We start from the raw sequence: 18,267 nt of genomic DNA on the forward strand, positions 1-18,267 counted from the left end.
CCCGCATATACCGATAGAAAGGTTGAAATCCCTACCGGGTCCACTCCGGGTGCGCGCCTGCCCCTGCTCATCCGCCCCAAACGCAACAGTGATCCACTTCACAGAGAGTGGCGGGCATCAGCCGGGACCCGTCGGTGGCGCACGGGCCTCTGTCAGCGGCGTACGGCATCATTTCGAAGGTGACTCCACGCCTGATGCTCCTCGACACCGCCTCGCTGTATTTCCGCGCCTATTTCGGCGTCCCGGAATCCGTCAAGGCCCCGGACGGCACCCCGGTCAACGCGGTGCGCGGGCTGCTGGACTTCATCGCCCGCCTGGTCCAGGACCACCAGCCCGACCAGCTGGTGGCCTGCATGGACTTCGACTGGCGCCCCCAGTGGCGGGTCGATCTGATCCCCTCCTACAAGGCGCACCGCGTCGCCGAGGAGGCCCCGGCCGGCTCGGCGGACCCCGACGAGGAGGAGATCCCGGACACCCTCTCCCCGCAGGTCCCCGTCATCGAGGACGTCCTGGACGCGATCGGCATCGCCCGCGTCGGCGCCCCGGGGTACGAGGCCGACGACATCATCGGCACGCTCACCGCGCGGGCGGGCGGCCCGGTGGACATCGTCACCGGCGACCGCGACCTCTTCCAGCTCGTGGACGACGCGCGCGGCATCCGCGTCCTGTATCCGGTCAAGGGCGTGGGCACCCTCCAGCTCACCGACGAGGAGCTGCTGCGTGAGAAGTACGGCGTGAGCGGGCCGGGCTATGCGGATCTGGCGCTGCTGCGCGGCGACCCGAGCGACGGACTGCCCGGCGTGCCGGGCATCGGCGAGAAGACCGCGGCCAAGCTGCTGGCCTCCTACGGCGACCTCGCGGGGATCATCGCGGCGGCCGAGGACCCGGCCTCCAAGATCACGCCGTCCCAGCGCAAGCGGCTGACCGAGTCCCGCCCGTATCTGGCGGTGGCGCCGAAGGTGGTCCGCGTCGCCTCCGACGTCGAGCTGCCCGACTTCGACCCGGCGCTGCCCGCCGAGCCGGCCGACCCCCAGAGCCTGGAGGCGCTCGCGGAGCAGTGGGGCTTGGGCGGATCTTTGCACCGGCTGCTGGCCACCCTCCAGAAATGACCTGTTAGGTTAGGTATACCTAACCAATCAGCGCATCAGGGGAGATCGCCGTGGCAGCAGACCGTCCGGCCCGCCGTAAGCCCAAGCTGAACCGTGCCCGGGTGGTGCGCACGGAACAGCTCACCCCCCACATGGTGCGGGTGGTGCTGGGCGGAGAGGGCCTCGCGCAGTTCGCCGCGGGCGAGTACACCGACCACTACATCAAGCTCGTCTTCCTCCAGCCGGGCGTGGACTACCCCCAGCCCCTGGACATCGCCCAGATCCGCGAGGAGCTCCCCCGCGACCAGTGGCCGACCACGCGTACGTACACCGTGCGCAGCTGGGACGCCGAGGCCCGCGAGATGGCGGTCGACTTCGTGGTGCACGGCGACGAGGGCCTGGCCGGGCCGTGGGCGGCGCGGGTACAGCCGGGCGAGGAGGCCCTCTTCCTCGGCCCCGGCGGCGGCTACGCCCCCTCGGCCGACGCCGACTGGCATCTGCTCGCGGGCGACGAGAGCGCGCTGCCGGCCATCGCCGCCTCCCTGGAGCGCATGCCGGCCGGCGTGCCCGTCCACGCCTTCATCGAGGTCTCCGGGCCCGCGGAGGAACAGAAGCTGGACGCGCCCGAGGGCGCCGAGATCGTGTGGCTGCACCGCGACGGCGCCCCGGTCGGCGAGCGCCTGGTGCAGGCCGTACGCTCCCTGCCCTTCCCGGACGGCCAGGTGCACGCCTTCGTCCACGGCGAGGCGGGCTTCGTCAAGGAGCTGCGCCGGGTGCTCCGCGTGGAGCACGAGATCCCGCGCGAGGCGCTGTCCATCTCCGGCTACTGGCGCCGCGGCCACGACGAGGACGGCTGGCAGGCCTCCAAGTCCCAGTGGAACCAGCAGGTGGAGGCGGAGCAGGAAGGCACCGCGCCGGCCGTGCCCGCCGCTTCCTGAGCCACGGCCCCAACTCGCTCGGCGCGGGCGCCCGTTCACCGGGCGCCCGCGCCGTTTCGCTCTCCCGGCGCCCCTCCTTCGCCGTACGCGGGGCCCGGCGCTGCGACGGACGGTTGCCGCGACCCGTTGGCGGGCAAGCCAGGGGCAGAAGCGTGCGCCGTGCGGACGCGATGCCGCCATGCCCACTGGCCGAAACCGCGCCCTCGTGGCGTCCCGGCATGGCGTCCCCGGACATCGGCCGTCACCTGCCGCCGCCGGCTGGGAATGCGAGGCCGCGGCGCCCTTCCGCCCCCGTACCCCCGCCTGCCCGCGGCCCGTCGCCGGGCGGCGCACCCGTACGGAAGGCGGCGTACGGGGCGCGAGAAGCGGCGTGTCGGACGGCGCGCACGGGCCGGGGCGACACGCCACCCGCGCGTCCCAACCCGGCTCCCCGTCAAGGAAATTGGTTGACGAGGCACGCATTCGCCTGTTCCACTGAGCCCATGCGACCTTTCCAGCGGCTGGTCACCCGCGACCACATCGACTTCGGTCGAGTGTGGTCGGCTTCCTGTTGCCGCTGACTTCTCCGTAGCGCACCACGCCGTGCACCGGCGCTTTCACCCCGCATGACCTACGAGAAGACGAGGCCGTACCCATGCCTGTCGAGTTCCTCGGCATAGCCGCGACCAACGAAGGTTCCGAAGTCACCCGGCGCTCCGGCGTGTCCTTCGACAAGGAGTACACGCTCAAACTCGCCCGCGCCCACGAGGAGTACGGCTGGGACCGGGTCCTGTTCGCCTACAGCTCCGGATCGCCCGACCCGTCCCCGGCCGCCGCCTATATCGCCGCGCGCACCGAGGCCCTGCAGATCCTGGTCGCCCACCGCCCCAACGTCTCCTGCCCGACGTTCGCCGCGCGGACCTTCGCCACCCTGGACCAGATCAGCGACGGCCGACTCGCCGTGCACTTCATCACCGGCGGCAACGACCACGAGCAGCAGCGCGAGGGCGACTTCCTGACCAAGGACGAGCGCTACGCCCGCACCCGCGAGTACATCCAGATCGTCAAGAAGATCTGGACCAGCCGCGAGGCCTTCGACCACGAGGGCGCCCACTACCGCTTCAACGACTACGTCAGCGACACCTTCCCCGTCCAACAGCCGCACCCACGGGTCTCGTTCGGCGGCTCCTCCCCCGCGGCGTACGCGGCGGGCGGCGCCGAGGCCGACATCTTCTGCCTGTGGGGCGAACCGCTGGCCCAGACGGCGGAGCAGATCGAGTCGGTGAAGGCGGCGGCCAAGGCCGCGGGGCGCAGCGACGTACCCAAGATCCAGGTGGCCTTCCGCCCGATCATCGCGCCGACCGAGGAACTGGCCTGGGAGAAGGCGCACCGCACCCTGGACCGGATCAAGGCCCGCAAGGCCGGCAGCCCGCCGCCGCGCCGCCATCCGCTGCACAGCCCGGAGAACTCCGGCTCGCAGCGGCTGCTGGCGGTCGCGGCGCAGGGCGAGCGGCACGACCGCGCGCTGTGGACACCGACCGCCGCGGAGACGGGCGGCGCGGGCAACTCCACCGCCCTGGTCGGCACCCCCGAGACGGTCGCCCAGGCCCTCCTGGACTACTACGACCTCGGCGTGGACATCCTCTCCGCCCGCGGCTACGACCTCCTCGACGACGCCATCGACTTCGGCCGCCACGTCATCCCCATCGTCCGCGAGGAAGTGGCCAAGCGGGACGCGGCCCGGGCAGCCGCGTAATTCCCCCGGCCGCCTGCGGCGGCAACGCCCCGCCTGCGGCGGCCGTGTCCTCGAACGCCGGGCGGGCTGGTTTTCCCAGCCCGCCCGGCGTTCGAGGACGAGCCCCGGCGATCAAGGGGCCCGCACACACCCCCGCCTCAGCCCACCGACGAGTACGCCACAACCCCCCGCAGCACACCGTCCACGGCCTTACGGGCGTTCCGCGCCACGGAGCCCCCCGGCGGGGCCGCCGCCGCAATCTGCCCCAGCACATCGATCAGCTGCTTGCACCACCGCACGAAGTCCCCCGCCGGCATCTCCGCCTCGCGCAGTACCTCGTCCAGCCCGACCCCGGAGGCCCACTGGTACGCGGCCCAGGCGAAGCCCAGATCCGGCTCGCGCTGCCCGACCCCCTCCGCCTGGTTGATCTTGTGGTCCTCCTCCAGGGCGTCCAGCCGGCCCCAGATGCGCACCATCTCGCCCAGCGCGTCCCGCGCCTTGCCCGACGGCAGCTTCGGCGCCACCGCGTCGTCGGCCTGCCGCGCCTCGTACACCAGCGCCGAGGCGCAGGCCGCCAGTTCGGCCGGCCCCAGTCCCTCCCACACGCCGTCGCGCAGGCACTCGCTGGCCAGCAGGTCCAGCTCGCCGTACAGCCGCGCCAGCCGCCGTCCCTCGTCGGTGACCGTGTCACCTTCCAGATAGTCCAGCTCGGTCAGCAGCGCACAGATCCGGTCGAAGGTGCGCGCGATGGTGTTCGTACGGCCTTCGATGCGGCGCTCCAACTGCCGGGTGTCCCGCAGCAGTCGGTGGTAGCGCTCGGCCCACCGCGCGTGGTCCTCGCGCTCGTCGCAGCCGTGACAGGGGTGCGCGCGGATCGCCGTGCGCAGCCGGGTGATCTCCCGGTCGTCCGCCGCCGCCGAGCGCTTCTTGCGGTGCCGGTCGGGCACCAGATGACCGGCCTTGGTGCGCAGCGCGGAGGCCAGATCGCGGCGCGACTGCGGGCTGCGGGCGTTGAAGGACTTGGGGATGCGCATCCGCTCCAGCGCCTCGACGGGCACCGGGAAGTCGATCGAGGCCAGCCGCTTGACCTGCCGCTCGGCGGTCAGCACGAGCGGGCGCGGGCCGTCGTGCGCGTCGAAGCCTCGGTGGCCGTTCGTGCGCCCCGAGGGCATGCCCGGGTCCAGGACGAGCGCGAGCCCGGCGTACTTGCCCGTGGGGACGTGGATCACGTCGCCGGGCCGCAGCTTCTCCAGCGCCGCTGCCGCCGCCACCCGGCGCTGCGCCGCGCCCTGCTTGGCCAGCTCCGTCTCGCGGTCCTTCAGGTCGCGCCGCAGCCGGGAGTACTCCTCGAAGTCGCCGAGGTGGCAGGTCATCGAGGCCTTGTAGCCCTCCAGGCCCTCCTCGTTCTTCTGCACCTGGCGCGAGATACCGACGACCGACTTGTCCGCCTGGAACTGCGCGAAGGACATCTCCAGCAGCTCGCGCGAGCGGTGCCGCCCGAACTGCGAGACCAGGTTGACCGCCATGTTGTAGGACGGCTTGAAGGAGGAGCGCAGCGGGTACGTGCGCGTCCCTGCCAGGCCCGCCAGCGCGCCCGGGTCCATGCCGCGCTGCCACAGCACGACGGCGTGGCCCTCGACGTCGATGCCGCGCCGCCCCGCGCGCCCGGTCAGCTGGGTGTACTCGCCGGGGGTGATGTCGGCGTGCTGCTCGCCGTTCCACTTCACCAGCTTCTCCAACACCACCGAGCGCGCGGGCATGTTGATGCCCAGCGCCAGGGTCTCGGTGGCGAAGACCGCCTTGACCAGGCCCTTGACGAACAGTTCCTCCACGACCTCCTTGAAGGTCGGCAGCATGCCGGCGTGGTGGGCCGCGATGCCCCGCTCCAGGCCCTCCAGCCACTCGAAGTAGCCGAGCACGTGCAGGTCCTCGTCGGGGATACCGGCGGTCCGGTCCTCGACGATCTTGCGGACCTTCTCGCGCGCCGCCTGGTCGTTGAGCCTGAGGCCCGAATACAGGCACTGCTGTACGGCGGCCTCGCAGCCGGCGCGGCTGAAGATGAAGGTGATCGCGGGCAGCAGGCCCTCGTTGTCGAGACGGTCGATGACCTCGACGCGGCTGGGCGTCCAGATACGGCTGCGCGAGCGGCGCTCACGCTCCCGGTCCGCCTCGCGCATATTGCGGCCGCGGCGCTTGTCCTTGCCGAAGGTGGGGCGGCTGTTCTCCATCCGGGCCAGCCGCTCCAGGTCGGGGTTGACCTCGCGTCTGCCGCCGCCGTGGCCGTCGCGCTCCTCGAAGAGGTCGTACATCCGGCGTCCGGCCAGGACGTGCTGCCACAGCGGCACCGGGCGGTGCTCGGAGACGATCACCTTGGTGTCGCCGCGGACGGTGTCCAGCCAGTCGCCGAACTCCTCGGCGTTGGAGACCGTCGCCGACAGGGACACCAGCGTCACGGACTCGGGGAGATGGATGATCACCTCCTCCCATACGGCTCCGCGGAAGCGGTCGGAGAGATAGTGGACCTCGTCCATGACCACATAGCCGAGTCCGAGCAGCGACTGCGAGCCCGCGTAGAGCATGTTGCGCAGCACCTCGGTGGTCATCACGACCACCGGCGCCTCGGAGTTGACACTGTTGTCGCCGGTGAGCAGGCCGACCTGCTCGGCGCCGTAGCGCTTGACCAGGTCCTGGTACTTCTGGTTCGAGAGGGCCTTGATGGGCGTGGTGTAGAAGCACTTGCGGCCCTGCCGCAGGGCCAGGTGGACGGCGAACTCGCCGACGATCGTCTTGCCGGAGCCGGTGGGGGCGGCGACCAGCACGCCCTGGCCGGCCTCCATGGCCTGACACGCCTCGATCTGGAACGGGTCCAGGGCGAAGTCGTACATCTCTTTGAAAGGGGCGAGCGCGGTTGCCTGCTCGGCCGCGCGGAGCCGGGCGGCGGCATAGCGCTCAGCAGGGGACATGTCCTCGGTCATCGTGCTTACGAGACTACCGGCCACCACTGACAGCCACTCGATCTTTATGGACGGCCTTTACCCGCGGGCCCGGCCGCACAGCGCGAAGGCCCCCGCTCAGGAAGAGCGGGGGCCTTGCGGATCCGGTCCGTCAGGGGCTCAGGTCGCGTCGTCGTAACCGTTGCGCCGCGGTCCTTCGCCCGGTCCGCGCGGGTCGCCGTTGGCCTGGCCCGGCAGCATCGGCGGCGTCTCCAGCCGCTCGACCTCACCGATGTCGGCGGGGGTCAGGTCCAGCTCGGCGGCCTCGTCGTCACCGGGTCCCTCGGCCTCCCTGCGTGCCTTACGGGCATCGTTGCCCAGCGCGATGATCACGGCCGTGAAGTAGAGCAGCACGATGGGGCCGGCCAGCATGATCATCGTCAGCGGGTCGGTGCTGGGGGTGGCGATCGCCGAGAAGACGGTGATGCCCATGATCATGCCGCGCCACCAGCCGAGCATCCGCTTGCCGGTGAGCACACCGCCGAAGTTCAGCAGGACCAGCAGCAGCGGCAGCTCGAAGGACAGGCCGAAGACCACGACCATGCGCGTGACCAGGTCGAGCAGGCCGTCCAGCGGCAGCAGGTTTTCCACGTCGTTCGGCGTGAAGTCCAGCAGCACCTTCGCGGTCGTCGGCAGGACCGAGTACGCGAAGTAGGCGCCGATCAAAAACAGCGGGAAGCCCGCGCCCACGAAGCTGCGCGCGTACTTCTTCTCATTGCGGTGCAGGCCGGGAGCGAGGAAGGCCCACAGCTGGTAGAGCCACACCGGGGAGGCGAGAACGACACCGGCCATCAGCGAGACCTTCAGCGCGAGGGTGAAGGGGCTGAGCAGGCCGTTGAGGGTGATGCGCGCGCAGGCCGTGCCCTTGGGCTGCTTGGCCAGCTCGGCAAAAGACGTCGGGCAGCCCACCGACTCCAGCACCGGCTTGGTGAAGAAGTTGATGATCTCGTTGTAGAAGAACGCCGCGACGACCGTGACGACCAAGACGGCCACCAGCGCCTTCGCGAGCCGGTTGCGCAGCTCGCGCAAATGCTCCGCGAGAGGCATCCGCCCCTCGGGGTCCTTCTCCTTCTTGTCCTTCTTGAGGGCAGACTTGAGCAACCCACGTCCTCATCTCGTGCAACGGACAGCGGCTGGTGGCCGCTGCCCCACAGGGTCCTCGGTCAGCGCTGAGAAGAAGTGCTGTCGGTCGGTTCCGTGACCGGGCGGGCGCTGCTCACATCGCCGGGCGCGGCCTGGATCGTCCGGGGGGCGGCCTGCTGCGGGTCGTCCTTCTTCGGCGGGTCGGAGGGGGCGGTCTGGTTCTCCGAACCCTCCTTCTTCATCGCCTTGGCCTCGCTCTTGAGGATGCGGGCGGACTTGCCGAGCGAGCGCGCCATGTCGGGAAGCTTCTTGGCGCCGAACAGCAGAATGATGACGACGAGGATGAGAATGATCTCGGGTGCGCCGATCTTTCCACCGAACATAAGTGTTTACCTTCTCACCGAGGCGGCTGGGGGTGGGGCTGCCCGACCGATCGGACATGCGTCCGTCCGCCGTGCTGGCAGCGATCGTAACGCGCAGGGGTGAACGCTGGGCAATCCCTGTGCGCACTCCCGGTTGCGGGCCGTGCCTCGCTCGTCGGCCCGCGTTCAGCAGCGTACCTCCCGCGCAATGGCCACAGGAGGGTGCGGTTGTCGGAGCTTGTCGGCTCTTGTCTGGCAGATCACATCGCGGATGCGCCGGTCAGGATGTGCCCGCTCCTCCGGCGCGCGCCGCGAGCGGGGTGGCGGCCCGCTCCAAGTCCTGTGCCGCGCGCTGGATCTGCTCGCTGGCCCGCCCCACCTGCCGCGCGAGACGCCGTACTTCGACGAAGACACGGACGGCGAGGACGCCGAGCACGGCGAGGCCGGCGAAACCGAGGGCGATGGCGAGCATGGGCCAGAACATGGAGGGAGCCTATCGGGGCGTACGGAAAGCGGAGTTCAGCCGGTGTGCAGACGCAGGGTGCGCACCCCGCCGCCGGTGAGGAGCTCGATGATCCGCTCCCCCGCGGGTTTGCGCACGGCCGTCCCGCAGTCCGGGCAGGTGAAGGAGTAGAAGGTGGTACGGCGGCTGGCGCCGATCGCCAGCCGGAAGGCCTCCGAGGCCAGTTCGAAGCGCCCCCGGCAGTCGGGGCAGGCCGCCTTGAAGAGCACCTCTCCCGCCATCGCCGCCACCCTCCGCGCGGAAGCGGAGGACGCAGCCGAAGACGCAGTCACACCGGCGGCCGGGGGCGCGGCCGCCGCGGTGACAGCGGTGGTCGCGGCGGCCGTCGACGTCGTCGGAGCCTGTGGGGTCGGCGCAGTCGTGGTCGAAGTCGTCATCGCGGCCCCTTCACTCGCCGTATGCCGCCAGTGCCTGTGCCGCCGCCTGCCGCGCGCTGTCGGCGAGTGCCTGCGGGGAGACGATCCGCCCGTCCCTGCCCAGGCGCAGCGCGAGGCGGCGCAGGGAGGCCGGGTCCGGGGTGCGCAGGGTGATCCGCAGCCCTCCGTCGGGCAGCTCCTCCGCGCTGTCGTGCGGGTAGTACTCCGCCACCCAGCGCCCGCCGGGTGCCACCTCGATGACCACCTCGGGGTCCTCGGCGGCGGGCTGCACCAGCCCCTCGGACAGATCGCGCAGTTCTATCGGCGGCGGGTCGGCGGGGGCGTCCAGCAGCTTGATCTCGGCGACCCGGTCCAGCCGGAAGGTGCGGCGCGCCTCCGACAGGCGGCACCACGCCTCGACGTAGGTGTGGCCGACGGCGAACAGGCGGATCGGGTCCACCTCGCGCTCGGTGAGCTCGTCGCGGGCGGGCGAGTAGTAGCGCAGCCACAGCCGGCGCCGCTCGGCGATCGCCCGGTCCACGTCGGCGAAGACGCCGCCCTCGGACTCGAAGGAGACCGAGAGGCGGGAGGAGGCGCCCGCCGCCTCACCGGCCGCGGCCTCCAGCTTCGCGGTGGCGCGCAGCAGCGCCTGCCGGTCGCCCTCGCGCAGCCCGGGCAGGGTGGCCACCGCGCGGGCGGCCACCAGCAGGGCGGTGGCCTCGTCGGCGGCCAGGCGCAGCGGCTCCGCGACGTCGTCGGGGTTGTGCCACCAGATGCGGTCGCCGTCGGTGTCGATGTCCAGCAGGTCGCCGCCGCGGAAGCTCGTACCGCACATCGGCAGTACGTCCAGGTCGGCGATGAGCTCGTCCTCGGTGATGCCGAAGGCGCGGGCGACGTCCTCGACGCGGGCGCCGGGGCGCTCGCGCAGATACGTCACCAGCGACAGCATCCGGCGGGTCTGGTCGATCGCGTTCGAAGCCATGGAGTGTTGACGTCCCTCTCAGCCCTTGGCCACGGCGCGCAGCCGGTCCACCACGTCGGTCCGCAGTTCGGCGGGTTCCAGTACGACCACATCGGGGCCGAACTCCACCAGCCAGGCGTCCAGTCCGTGCCCGTTGGGGATCTCCAGTTCGTCCCAGCCCCCGCCCAGGTCGCGGATGCTCTTGGCGCGGGCGCGCAGCGGATAGCCGTGGTCGGCGCGGAGCTTGATACGGGCGGTGCCGGTGGCGGTCTCCCCCGCCCAGCTCTCCACGGTCTCGCGGACGGTGACGTGGTCGGGCACCTCGGCGGTGAACTTGCCCTGCCGGGAACGGACCTTGCCGGTGATGCGGGAGAGGCGGAAGACGCGCTCGGCCTGCCGGTCGCGGTCCCAGCCCGCCAGGTACCAGTGGCCGCGCCAGCACTCCAGGATCCACGGCTCCACATGGCGCTGCTCGGGGCGGGCGGCCGTGGACTTGCGGTAGTCGAAAACGACCGGACGGCGGTCGCGGCAGGCCAGCATCAGCGGCTCGAAGGCCGCTTCGTGAGCGGGAATGCGCGGTTCGAGGGCGCTGTGCGGCTGCTGGGGCTCGTACCCGCCCTCGTCCCGGGCCAGCGGCATGCCGGCCGCGCGCAGCTTCTGCAGCGCCCCGCTGGCGGCCCCGGCCAGGCGGGCCTGCTGCCAGACCTTGGCGGCGAGCCCGAGGGCCGCGGCCTCCTCGGCGTCGAGCGTGATGGGGGGCAGCCGGTTGCTGTCGCGGCGGGCGAGGTAGCCGGTGTCGCCCTCCAGGCCCTCGACGGTCTCGATGACCAGGCCCAGCTCGCGCAGGTCGTCCTTGTCGCGCTCGAACATCCGGTTGAAGGAGTCGTCGCCGCCGGACGAACCGTTCCCCGGCCCGGACGCCGCGCCTCTCCCCGGCCCGAACGCCTCGACGTATGCCTCGATGGAGGCCCGCAACTCGTGCTTGGTCAGCGGGCGCCGGGTCCCCAGCAGGCACAGCGCCAGGTTCATCAGCCGCTCGGCCTTGGCAATGGCCATCGACGCCCTTTCTCGTTGGCTTTCGACCGTTGACCGTACCGCCCCGGGTAGCTGCGGCAAAAGCCGAGGGCCCATGCCGGTGCAGGCATGGGCCCTCGGGCCGGTCGGAGCGGGGCTCAGACGGCGATCAGGTCACAGACGAAGATCAGCGTCTCGCCCGGGGCGATGCGGCCGCCACCGGCGCCGCGGTCGCCGTAGGCCAGGTGCGGCGGGATGGTCAGCCGGCGGCGGCCGCCGACCTTCATGCCCTGCACACCCTGGTCCCAGCCGGCGATGACCTGGCCGGCGCCCAGCTGGAACTCCAGCGGGTTGCCGCGGTTCCAGCTGGCGTCGAACTCCTCGCCCGAGCTGAAGGAGACGCCGACGTAGTGGACCTTGACGAAGTCCCCGGCCTTGGCGACCGCCCCGTCGCCCTCCCACAGGTCGACGATCTGCAGCTCGGTGGGAGCCTCGCCCTCAGGGAAGTCGATCTCGGGCTTGTCGATGTTCACGAATGTGCTCCTACGAACGAATCTTTACGATTACCGCGACAGTCTTGCAGATACCGGTCGGCAGCTACGGGTCAGACCGTGCCGACGATGTCGATGGAGAAGACCAGGGTGTTCTTCGCCAGCTCGCTGGTCGGCTGACCGCCGTACGCCAGCTTCGGCGGGATCACGACCAGCACCCGGTCACCGACGTGCTTGCCGACCAGCGCCTGGTCCCAGCCCTTGACGACGCTGCCGTTGCCGATCTGGAAGGCCGTGGCACCCGCGTGCTTGTAGGAGGAGTCGAACATCTTGCCGTCCTCCCACTTCACGCCGGTGTACTGCGCGACGAGCCCCTGGCCGGCCTTGACCTCCGGGCCCTTGCCCTTGATCAGCACCTGCTGCTTGAGCTCACCGGGAGCCTTCTCGCCCTTGGGGATGGTGATCTCGGCGGGCTTGTCGCCCTCCGCCTTCACCTGAGGCATGCCGTCCTCGACGGCGGCCTGCTCGCCCTCGGCCTTGGCCTTCTTGTCGACCTTCTTGGCGCCGAGCACGTCGACGACCCAGACCAGGCCGTCCTGCGGGGTGATGCCCGACTGCGGGTTGAGGCCCTCACCGATCAGCGCCTTGGCCGTGCCCTCCACGGAGACCCGGCTGCCGGCCTTCTGACCCACCAGCGCCTCCATCACCTTCGGCGGCACCTCCTGCTGGGTGGGCTGGTCGGAGAGCTCGGTGACGACCTGGCGGCGCGGCGCCTTGGGGTCCACACCGGGCACCGGCGTCCAGCTGCTGCCCAGCGCCTGGCCCTTCATCGTCTGGGCCGCCCAGTCCAGGCGCAGCAGGTCGCCCTTCTTCACGGCGTCGCCCTTGCCCTCGATGACGGTCTTGGTGACGACCTCGTCGGCGGGCTTGGCGTCCTTGGGGGCGGAGATCTTGGGCTGCTCCCCCGACTTGCCCTCCACCTTGACGACCGCGGCCTTGGAGGACCCCTTGCCGTCCTCGGACCCACAGGCGGCAGTGAACAGCAGGATGGGCACGGTCAGCGCCGCGGCCGCAGCACGACGGGTGTTCTTCGTGAAGTTCATCGATCCAACTCGGGCTCGGGGGTGAGTGGGCAATGCCCGTCACTCTACGACCTGTCCCCCCGCTGATTTCCAGCCGCAACACAGCCCGGCACACAGCAATGTGCCGGGAGCCTTCCGCTCCCGGCACATCACAGCGTCACCGGAGGGTCACATTCCGGCGATCAGTTTCTCCACCCGGTCGTCCACGGAACGGAACGGGTCCTTGCACAACACCGTGCGCTGCGCCTGGTCGTTGAGCTTGAGATGCACCCAGTCGACGGTGAAGTCGCGCCGCTGTTCCTGAGCACGGCGGATGAAATCGCCGCGCAGCCGCGCGCGGGTGGTCTGCGGCGGCACCGACTTGCCCTCGAAGATCTTCAGATCGTTGCAGATCCTCGCCGCCTGCCCCTTGCGCTCCAAGAGGTAGTACAGCCCGCGGCGGCGGTGGATGTCGTGGTAGGCGAGATCTATCTGGGCGACCCGGGGGTGCGACATGGTGATGTTGTTCTTCGCCCGGTAGCGCTCGATGAGCTGGTACTTCATCACCCAGTCGATCTCGGTGGAGATCTTGTCCAGGTCCTCGGTACGGATCGACTCCAGCGTGCGGCCCCACAGCTCCAGGACCTGCTCGACCGTGCCCGTACGGATACCGCGGCGCTCGCAGAAGTCCACGGCCTTCTCGTAGTACTCCTGCTGCACCTCCAGCGCCGAGGCCTCCCTGCCGGACGCCAGGCGCACCTTGCGCTGCCCGGTGATGTCGTGGCTGACCTCGCGGATGGCCCGGATGGGGTTCTCCAGCGTCAGGTCCCGCATGACCGTGCCCGCCTCGATCATGCGCAGCACGAGGTCGGTGGCGCCGACCTTGAGCAGCATGGTCGTCTCGGACATGTTGGAGTCGCCCACGATGACGTGCAGCCGGCGGTAGCGCTCGGCGTCCGCGTGCGGCTCGTCGCGGGTGTTGATGATCGGGCGCGAGCGGGTGGTCGCCGAGGAGACGCCCTCCCAGATGTGCTCGGCCCGCTGGCTGACGCAGTAGACCGCGCCGCGCGGGGTCTGCAACACCTTGCCCGCACCGCACAGCAACTGCCGGGTGACCAGGAACGGAATGAGAATGTCCGCTAGCCGGGAGAACTCCCCGTGGCGGGCGACGAGATAGTTCTCGTGGCAACCATAGGAGTTCCCCGCAGAATCGGTGTTGTTCTTGAAGAGATAGACGTCGCCCGCGATTCCCTCCTCGTGCAGGCGGCGTTCGGCGTCGACGAGCAGGCCTTCGAGAATGCGCTCGCCCGCTTTGTCGTGGGTGACCAGTTCGGTCACGTTGTCGCACTCGGGAGTTGCGTATTCCGGGTGCGAACCCACGTCCAAGTACAGGCGGGCGCCGTTCCGCAGAAAGACATTGCTGCTGCGGCCCCATGACACGACACGGCGGAAGAGGTACCGCGCCACTTCGTCAGGAGACAGTCGGCGCTGTCCCCTGAACGTGCACGTGACGCCGTACTCGTTCTCCAGCCCGAAAATGCGGCGGTCCATGACTGAACATTACGCCTGATGGCCTGCTCTGAAACCGGGTTCGGCGGCCCCGTTTCGATCATTTTCCGCCGCGCCCTTGGTCATCACCGCTCCCGGCGCACTCACCGGAAGGGGCGTCAGGAAGCGCCGGGCCGCCAGAAGTACGAGCAGCGCCGCGATCCCGGCGGCGCCCGCGACGGCGAAACCCGCCCCCGGACCACCGGATTCCACCGCCGGGCCCTCCACGGTCATGCCCACCGCCGAGCCGACGCCGAAGGTCGTCACCAGCCACGAGAAGGCCTCCGTGACCGTGCCCTCGGGCGCGTGCCGGTCCACCACCACGAACGCACAGGCGAGCGAGGGCGCCAGGAAGATGCCCGCGACTCCGTTCAGCGCCGTCATGGCCGCCACCCCCGGCGCCAGTGCCAGCGGCAGATACCCCAGCGCCAGCAGGGCCACCAGCAGCCGCAGCCGGTTTTCCGGCTGCCCCGGCCACTGCCGCGCCCCGTAGACCGCGCCGCCCAGCAGCGCGCCGAAGGAGAAGGCGGAGAGCAGATAACTGGAGACCAGACCGCCGCCGTGCTCGTCCGCGTAGGCGACCGCGGCCACCGCGATCGCGCCCTGCGCGAGGCCGACGAAGAAGAACGTGCCGATGAGCACCAGCATCCCCGAGGAGCGCAGCGCGCCCAGCCAGTGTGCCTGGCGCGGCGCGCTGCGCCAGCGCCGCGACGGCCCGGAGAGCACCACGGACAGCGCGCCGAGCACCCCGACGACGTTGATCACCAGCAGCGCGGCCCGCTCCGACCACGCGGCCACCGTCAGCGTGACCAGTAGCGGGCCGACCGTGAACATCACTTCCTGGGCCACCGCGTCCAGCGCGTAGGCGGCGTGCACCCGGTCCGCGCGCCCCAGTACGCCCGGCCACAGCGCGCGCAGCCCGCCCTCCAGCGGCGGGGTGAAGAGCCCGGCGATCACCACCGCCACGTACGCCAGAGGCAGCGGGTCCAGCCCGGTGACGGCCAGCAGCAGCATGCCCAGCGCCGAGACCACCGAGGCGGGCAGCATCACCCGCGGCTGTCCGTACAGGTCCACGGCCCGGCCCAGCAGCGGCTGCCCGATGGCGTTGCTGATGCCGTAGACGGCCGAGAGCGCCCCGGCCAGGGCGTAACTCCCGCCCTGGGAGCGGGCGAAGAGCACCACCGCCAGCGGGCCGACCGCGTTCGGCAGCCGGCCCAGCAGGGTCCCGGCCAGCAGCCGGGCCGCATGGCGCGTTCTGAGCAGGTCTATGTATCCCCCGGCCATCGCGGCCCCTCCGTCCCCTCCCGGCGTCACCGGGAAGTGTTACGTATAACGTGCGCCGTTATACGTACCATGGCCGCAGCCCCCGGGTCCATGGCCCGGCGGCGGGCGGCGCACAGCCGCAGCCCAAGAACCCAGACGCCGGCACACGAGGAGTACGGACCAAGGTGACGCCCCACGAGGTCCCGGCGCCGCAGCCCGCCGCGGCGCCCGCCACCGCCCGCGCGACCAGCCGGGACGTCGCCCGCGCCGCCGGCGTCTCGCAGGCCGCCGTCTCACTGGTCCTGCGCGACAAGTGGAGCGGGCGGGTCTCCCCCGCGAAGGCCGAGGCCGTCCGCGCCGCCGCCCGCGAGCTGGGCTACCGCCCCAACCTCGCGGCGCGCAATCTGCGCCTGGGCCGCACCCGTACGGCGCTGCTCGTCGTCCCGGCCCTGACCAACGAGTTCTTCGCCCGGGTCTACACCGGAGCCGCCCGCGCCGCCGCCGAGCGCGACTTCGGCGTGGTGGTCTACCCCTCCCCCGACGGCACCGGCCCCGCCCGCGACCCGTTCGACTCCGCGCGCGCCTCACTGGACGGCGTGATCGCCTCGTCCATGGCGGCCGGTGCGCTCTCGGCCGTGCGCGGCGGGGACCTGCCGCTGGTCATGCTGGACAGCGACCCCGAGGACGGCCAGGCGGCGGCGACCGTCAACCTCGATATCGCGGACGGCTTCGGGCAGGTGACCGGCCATCTGCTGGCCCTGGGCCACCGCCGCATCACCCACCTCGCGGCAGCCGTGGACGCCTGGACCTTCCGTGCACGGGCCCGCACGGTGGCCCGCGCGATCGGCCAGGCCCCCGGCACCGTCCTGCGCACCGAGCCCGCCGCGCTCACCGTCCAGGCGGGGCTGCGCGCCGCCCACGCCGCGCTGACCGCCCCCGGACCGCGCCCCACCGCGCTGCTGTGCGACGACGACATCCTGGCGGCCGGGGCCTGCAAGGCCGCGCGGCGCCTGGGCCTGCGGGTGCCCGAGGACGTCTCCGTGACCGGCTTCGACGACCTGGCGCTGTCCGTGGCCATCGACCCGGAGCTGACGACCGTACGCCTGCCCGCCGAGCACGTCGGCGAGGCCGGCATGCGCGCCCTGATGCACACCCTGGACGGCGCCCCGCCCGCCCCCACCACGCTCCCGGTGGAACTGGTCGTCCGCGGCTCCACCGCACCGCCGCCGCACTGAGCGCACAACGCCGTGCGCCCCGGCGGGAGTTGACCCACCGGGGCGCACGGCGCACAGAGCCGAGGAGCGGCCGGGCTAGTCCTCGGAGTCGGAGCCGGACTCGGAGTCCGTGGAACCCGCGCCCGTCTCCTTGGAGTCCGCCGCACTCTCCTGCGCCGGGCCGTTCTCCTCCAGCAGGCGGGAGAGCTGACGGCCCAGTACGCGCTTGAACTTGCGCTGCTGGGGGCGCGTACGGTCCAGGACCGCGACCTCCAGCTGCTCGGCGGTCAGCGTGCGCTCCCCGCCGTTGTTGTCGCGCGAGAGCGACTCCACGGCGAGCTTGAGCACCTCGCCGAGGGTCATGCCGTCCCGGTGGTGCTGGTCGAGATAGCTGCTGATCTGGTCGGCGTTGCCGCCGATGGCGACCGAACCGTGCTCGTCCACGATCGAGCCGTCGTGCGGCAGCCGGTAGATCTGGTCGTCCTCGGGGGCGCTGCCGACCTCGGCGACGATCAGCTCGACCTCGTAGGGCTTCTCGGCCGCGCTGGAGAAGATCCCGCCCAGCGTCTGCGCGTAGACGTTGGCCAGGCCGCGCGCGGTCACATCGTCGCGGTCGTAGGTGTAGCCCCGCAGATCGGCATAGCGCACACCGCCGATCCGCAGATTCTCGAACTCGTTGTATTTGCCGACCGCCGCGAAGGCGATGCGGTCATAGATCTCGCTGACCTTGTGCAGGGCGCGGGAGGGATTCTCGGCGACGAACGCAACGCCGTCGGTGTACTGCAGTACCACGACGCTGCGGCCGCGCGCGATGCCCTTGCGGGCGTACTCGGCACGGTCGGCCATGGCCTGCTGGGGTGAGACATAAAACGGCGTCGACACCGGTTATCCGTCCCTTTCTGTCAGTGGCTCGCTCGCTGGCGAAAGCATTCCGGATCATCCGTCCCGTCAGAGCAGCGCGGCGCGCGGGCCGTCGGGCTCTTCCAGCCGGCGCTCGTGGACGGCACGGGCGATCTCCGACACCTCGGCCTCGGTGAGCTTCCTGAAGCCGTCCTCGGTGATCACCAGGACGAGCGGGAAGATCTTCCGGCCCAGGTCGGGCCCGCCGGTCGCCGAGTCGTCGTCGGCCGCGTCGTAGAGCGACTGGACCACGGCGGTGGCGGCCTGCTGCTCACTGAAGTCGTCGCGGTAGAGCTTCTTCAGGGCGCCGCGCGCGAAGACCGAACCGGAGCCGGTGGCGGAGTAGCCGTGCTCCTCCGAACGCCCGCCGGTCACGTCGTAGGAGAAGATACGGCCCTTTTGGCGGTCGACGTCCCAGCCGGCGAACAGCGGCACCACGGCCAGCCCCTGCATCGCCATTCCGAGATTGCTGCGAATCATCGTCGAGAGGCGATTCGCCTTGCCCTCCAGGGAGAGTTGGGCACCTTCGACCTTCTCGAAGTGCTCCAGCTCCAGCTGGAAGAGCTTGACCATCTCGATCGCGAGCCCGGCCGTGCCGGCGATGCCGACAGCGGAGTACTCATCGGCCGGGAAGACCTTCTCGATATCGCGCTGCGCGATGACATTGCCCATCGTCGCCCGCCGGTCACCGGCGAGCACCACACCCCCGGGGAAGGATAGCGCCACGATCGTGGTGGGGGGGGGGGGGGGGGCGGCCC

17 protein-coding genes are annotated in these 18,267 nt (G+C 71.0%); 4 read left to right on the plus strand and 13 right to left on the minus strand.

Features of this window, described 5'->3' with window-relative positions; genetic code table 11:
- The first annotated feature begins 194 nt into the window (after positions 1–194).
- The 3 genes from AC4IJH_RS35405 (at position 195) to AC4IJH_RS35415 (ending at position 3,761) form a co-directional block, all read left to right on the plus strand.
- Complete coding sequence (locus AC4IJH_RS35405) at positions 195–1,109, plus strand: 5'-3' exonuclease (RefSeq protein WP_490856091.1); 915 nt, start codon at positions 195–197, stop codon at positions 1,107–1,109.
- A gap of 50 nt (positions 1,110–1,159) precedes the next feature.
- Positions 1,160–2,026 carry a siderophore-interacting protein gene (locus AC4IJH_RS35410; protein ID WP_490856074.1) on the plus strand — a complete coding sequence of 289 codons (867 nt, stop codon included), beginning with the start codon at positions 1,160–1,162 and terminating at the stop codon, positions 2,024–2,026.
- Positions 2,027–2,660: 634 nt separating this feature from the next.
- A complete protein-coding gene (locus AC4IJH_RS35415) occupies positions 2,661–3,761 on the plus strand; it encodes an LLM class flavin-dependent oxidoreductase (protein WP_490856075.1) in 1,101 nt (366 codons plus the stop codon).
- Between the two features lie 137 nt (positions 3,762–3,898).
- Here AC4IJH_RS35415 and AC4IJH_RS35420 read toward each other — a convergent pair whose 3' ends face one another.
- The 11 genes from AC4IJH_RS35420 to AC4IJH_RS35470 all read right to left on the minus strand — a co-directional run bounded on the left by AC4IJH_RS35420 (position 3,899) and on the right by AC4IJH_RS35470 (position 15,416).
- Positions 3,899–6,715 carry a DEAD/DEAH box helicase gene (locus tag AC4IJH_RS35420; protein ID WP_490856076.1) on the minus strand — a complete coding sequence of 939 codons (2,817 nt, stop codon included), beginning with the start codon at positions 6,713–6,715 and terminating at the stop codon, positions 3,899–3,901.
- A 138-nt stretch (positions 6,716–6,853) separates the two neighbouring features.
- Positions 6,854–7,834: a twin-arginine translocase subunit TatC gene (tatC, locus tag AC4IJH_RS35425; RefSeq protein ID WP_490856077.1), complete on the minus strand. Its 981-nt coding sequence runs from the start codon at positions 7,832–7,834 to the stop codon at positions 6,854–6,856.
- A 62-nt stretch (positions 7,835–7,896) separates the two neighbouring features.
- Positions 7,897–8,199 (minus strand): Sec-independent protein translocase subunit TatA, encoded by a 303-nt coding sequence (tatA, locus tag AC4IJH_RS35430; protein WP_490856078.1) that lies wholly within the window; start codon positions 8,197–8,199, stop codon positions 7,897–7,899.
- Positions 8,200–8,458: 259 nt separating this feature from the next.
- The gene (locus tag AC4IJH_RS35435; RefSeq protein WP_490856079.1) at positions 8,459–8,662 is read right to left on the minus strand and encodes a hypothetical protein; all 204 of its coding nucleotides are present in this window, start codon (positions 8,660–8,662) and stop codon (positions 8,459–8,461) included.
- A 35-nt stretch (positions 8,663–8,697) separates the two neighbouring features.
- Complete coding sequence (locus tag AC4IJH_RS35440) at positions 8,698–8,922, minus strand: hypothetical protein (protein ID WP_490856080.1); 225 nt, start codon at positions 8,920–8,922, stop codon at positions 8,698–8,700.
- Positions 8,923–9,088: 166 nt separating this feature from the next.
- Entirely contained in the window at positions 9,089–10,039 is a 951-nt protein-coding gene (locus tag AC4IJH_RS35445; protein ID WP_490856081.1) for a helix-turn-helix transcriptional regulator, read from the minus strand.
- Positions 10,040–10,057: 18 nt separating this feature from the next.
- Positions 10,058–11,074: a helix-turn-helix transcriptional regulator gene (locus AC4IJH_RS35450; protein WP_490856082.1), complete on the minus strand. Its 1,017-nt coding sequence runs from the start codon at positions 11,072–11,074 to the stop codon at positions 10,058–10,060.
- Positions 11,075–11,190: 116 nt separating this feature from the next.
- Positions 11,191–11,565 (minus strand): FKBP-type peptidyl-prolyl cis-trans isomerase, encoded by a 375-nt coding sequence (locus AC4IJH_RS35455; RefSeq protein WP_490856083.1) that lies wholly within the window; start codon positions 11,563–11,565, stop codon positions 11,191–11,193.
- Between the two features lie 71 nt (positions 11,566–11,636).
- Positions 11,637–12,626, minus strand: a complete 990-nt coding sequence (locus AC4IJH_RS35460; RefSeq protein ID WP_490856084.1) for an FKBP-type peptidyl-prolyl cis-trans isomerase — start codon at positions 12,624–12,626, stop codon at positions 11,637–11,639.
- A 147-nt stretch (positions 12,627–12,773) separates the two neighbouring features.
- Positions 12,774–14,135 carry a Pup--protein ligase gene (gene pafA, locus AC4IJH_RS35465; RefSeq protein WP_490856085.1) on the minus strand — a complete coding sequence of 454 codons (1,362 nt, stop codon included), beginning with the start codon at positions 14,133–14,135 and terminating at the stop codon, positions 12,774–12,776.
- Positions 14,136–14,144: 9 nt separating this feature from the next.
- Positions 14,145–15,416, minus strand: a complete 1,272-nt coding sequence (locus AC4IJH_RS35470) for an MFS transporter (protein WP_490856086.1) — start codon at positions 15,414–15,416, stop codon at positions 14,145–14,147.
- 164 nt (positions 15,417–15,580) lie between these two features.
- Between AC4IJH_RS35470 and AC4IJH_RS35475 the strand changes: the two genes are divergently transcribed.
- Complete coding sequence (locus tag AC4IJH_RS35475; protein WP_490856087.1) at positions 15,581–16,630, plus strand: LacI family DNA-binding transcriptional regulator; 1,050 nt, start codon at positions 15,581–15,583, stop codon at positions 16,628–16,630.
- Between the two features lie 75 nt (positions 16,631–16,705).
- Here the strand turns inward: AC4IJH_RS35475 and prcA are convergent, their stop codons facing one another.
- Both prcA and prcB read right to left on the minus strand, forming a co-directional pair.
- Entirely contained in the window at positions 16,706–17,491 is a 786-nt protein-coding gene (gene prcA, locus AC4IJH_RS35480) for a proteasome subunit alpha (protein WP_490856088.1), read from the minus strand.
- Between the two features lie 66 nt (positions 17,492–17,557).
- On the minus strand, positions 17,558–18,267 hold a 710-nt coding region (gene prcB, locus AC4IJH_RS35485), incomplete at its 5' end, for a proteasome subunit beta (RefSeq protein ID WP_490856089.1).

The sequence above is a fragment of the Streptomyces sp. UF-297 genome, assembly GCF_058245575.1.